This is a genomic window from Roseovarius sp. MBR-51 (assembly GCF_053628575.1).
Genome location: NZ_JBRJGQ010000058.1, coordinates 1 through 2,879, shown reverse-complemented (window position 1 = coordinate 2,879; position 2,879 = coordinate 1). Strand labels below are relative to the sequence as shown.

Annotated in this window: 2 protein-coding genes; both read left to right on the top strand. The window is 54.5% G+C overall.

The window, feature by feature from the left end; all coding sequences use genetic code 11:
* Positions 1-298: 298 nt before the first annotated feature.
* Positions 299-1,579, top strand: a complete 1,281-nt coding sequence (locus ACSSVY_RS22680) for a Coenzyme F420 hydrogenase/dehydrogenase, beta subunit C-terminal domain (protein WP_454272304.1) — start codon at positions 299-301, stop codon at positions 1,577-1,579.
* Positions 1,580-1,595: 16 nt separating this feature from the next.
* The gene (locus ACSSVY_RS22675; protein ID WP_454272302.1) at positions 1,596-2,786 is read left to right on the top strand and encodes a polysaccharide pyruvyl transferase family protein; all 1,191 of its coding nucleotides are present in this window, start codon (positions 1,596-1,598) and stop codon (positions 2,784-2,786) included.
* The last annotated feature ends 93 nt before the right edge of the window (positions 2,787-2,879 follow it).

The window sequence follows — 2,879 nt, the reverse complement described above, 5'->3', positions numbered from 1 at the left end:
CTATCCCGGCTGTTCAGATTCTCGCAGCCACCTCTCCTCCTAAAGCGCTGCATCATACTGGGCTACCCCCGTGCCCGAAGTATTTGCGACAGAACCCCTTCTACAACCACCAGCGCTGGTCTATTGGCAGAGAAAAGATATGAACCAACCCGATCAGCAGGTGCTACGAGTAGCTTAAGCTACGCCAGATCCTGTCCAATCGATGGGGAGTAGCTTAATCATAGTTACCATGACAATATCGAGACCAGCCTCTAAAGGCGAGTATGCAAATCAGGTCTTCATCTTAAGATGACTGCTCATGCCGCAATCAGATGCAAGAAAGAACTCTATGTCCGAAGGTCACATTACCGCACCGCAGAGCCCGGCCCTTGCCCGTATCGCCAAGGGAGATCTCTGTGCAGGTTGTGGTGCCTGCGCAGCGCTGGCACCGGGCAAAGTTGTGATGGCCGTGGCCGCCCCGGGTTTTATACGCCCAATTCAATTGTCACCACTGAGCATCCAAGAAGAGGAGGAGATCAGCGCTGTATGCCCTGGCCTAAGCCAAACAGTTGAGGAGCGAGGGCGGTGCAACCCAGTACTTTGGGGTCCTTACATAGAGGTAATGATAGGTCATGCAACTGACGACAGTATCCGCTTCGCCGGTGCCTCCGGGGGGGGGCTTTCGGCGGTGCTAGTGCATCTTATAGACAGTGGCACCGTGGATGCAGTGGTACAGATCACGGCTTCAACAGAGTTGCCAATCGGCAATACTCCTGTAGTCACCATGAACAAAAAGAGCATCACAGCAGCGGCAGGCTCACGCTACGCGCCGTCTGCGCCGCTGGAAGGGATCAACGCGCAGGTTGCGGCAAACAGAGCCAATGGAGCGCGTTACGCCTTCGTGGGCAAACCCTGCGATGTAGCGGCGATGCGTGCGATGTGCGCGCGCGACCCCGAAGTGTCTGCCACCTTTCCTGTGATACTGTCATTTTTCTGCGCCGGTGTTCCCTCCCATGAGGGTGGCAGGGAAGTGCTGGCCAAGCTCGGGACCACATTAGACCAAACTAGTAGTTTTCGCTTTCGCGGGAACGGCTGGCCGGGCCGGACTATTGCAACTGCACATGACGGAACGGAACGGTCAATGAGCTATCATGAAAGCTGGGGAGGTATCCTTTCGCGCCATGTGCAGATGCGGTGCAAACTATGTGCCGATGGTACCGGCACGGCTGCTGATATTGTTTGTGCGGACGCTTGGGAAAGTGACTCGGACGGCTACCCCATTTTCGATGAAGCGCCCGGCGTCAGCCTGATCATGGCGCGCACAGACTTGGGCGCGCGGCTGATCGAAGAGGCGCGCACGGCGGGGCGGATCAAAACGCAGGCTTTTAATATCTCTGATCTAACATCAATCCAAATCGGCCAACGAGACCGGCGCCGTGGGCTGTTGGCCCGGTTAATGGGACGGCGCATCACTGGCAAACCGATCCCAAAGTACAAAGGGCTACAACTCCTCGCTGCGTCTCGGCAAAACACTATCAAGGGCAACCTTAAGAATTTTTTAGGAACCCTTCACCGGACGCTGTGGACTAAAAAACCCTGACACCCAAAGGATATCCATGACCCAACGCCCGTTTCGTATCTGCCTGATCCTGCATTCTACCCGCTCCGATAATCTTGGGGTAGGTGCCTTGACTGTGTCCGAGATCGAGATCATCCGCGACATCGCCCGTGACATTGGGCGTGATATTCAGATTACTGCTATGGACTGGAAAGATGCGCGCGACAGCTATATCACTGGGTCTGATGTGACCGTGCGTGATCTGGATGGCAAGGTCATGCTGAATCCGCGTGGTTTCTTTTCCATTGCACGGCATGCCGACTTGATGATCGACATTGGTGGCGGCGACAGTTTTACGGACATCTATGGTGGACGTCGCTTGCGTCGCACGTTCATCCTTAAGTATCTCACTCACATCGCGGGCACTCCAATGGTACTAGCTCCGCAGACTGTGGGGCCCTTCACCAAAGGCTGGGCAAAACTGCTGGCACGCATTTCCCTACGCCTGTCGCGACTTGTTGCAAGCCGAGACCAAATGTCAACCAAAGCTGCACGTGATCTAGGCCGGGATGATGTCATCGAAGCCTGTGATGTGGCCATGCGCCTGCCCTACACCCAACCCCCTGATCGAGAAGGTGGGCCAGTAAAGGTAGGTATCAATGTGTCCGGCCTACTGATGGGCGGCGGCTATACCAGAAAAAACGAATTTGGCCTGCAGGTGGATTACCCTGCCATGATCGAGGACCTGATTACCTATTTCCAAACCCATGAGGACGGATGCGAGGTTCATTTGGTGCCCCATGTTATTGTGGTCTCTGGCCCGATGGTGGGCGAAGATGATTTCCGCGCGTGTCAGACACTACACAAGAAGTTTCCCGACACAGTTTTGGCCCCAGCGTTTAATTCTCCGTCAGAAGCGAAAAGTTATATCGCAGAAATGGATTTCTTTATGGGCGCACGAATGCATGCGTGTATTGCTGCGTTTTCTTCAGGGGTGCCGGTGATCCCGATGGCCTACAGCCGTAAGTTTGAGGGGCTGTTTGGCACCATCGGTTATGCCCGAACAGTGGATTGCACATCGCAATCGACCATCACGATCCAAGATGCAATTGTTCAGGGCTATGCCGACCGGGACAAGCTGCAACGTGAGGCTGCCGATGCGTTCGCAAGGGGGCGTGAGAAGTTGAAGGTGTACGAAAAGGCGCTTTGTAATGTGATCACGGACATCATCGAAAAGAAAAATATCTGACGGATGGGGTTTATTGCTGTGACTAAAGCACTTTGCATTTAATGTGAAGCGGATGAGGAGAGGTGGCTGCGAGAATCCGAACAGCTGGGATAA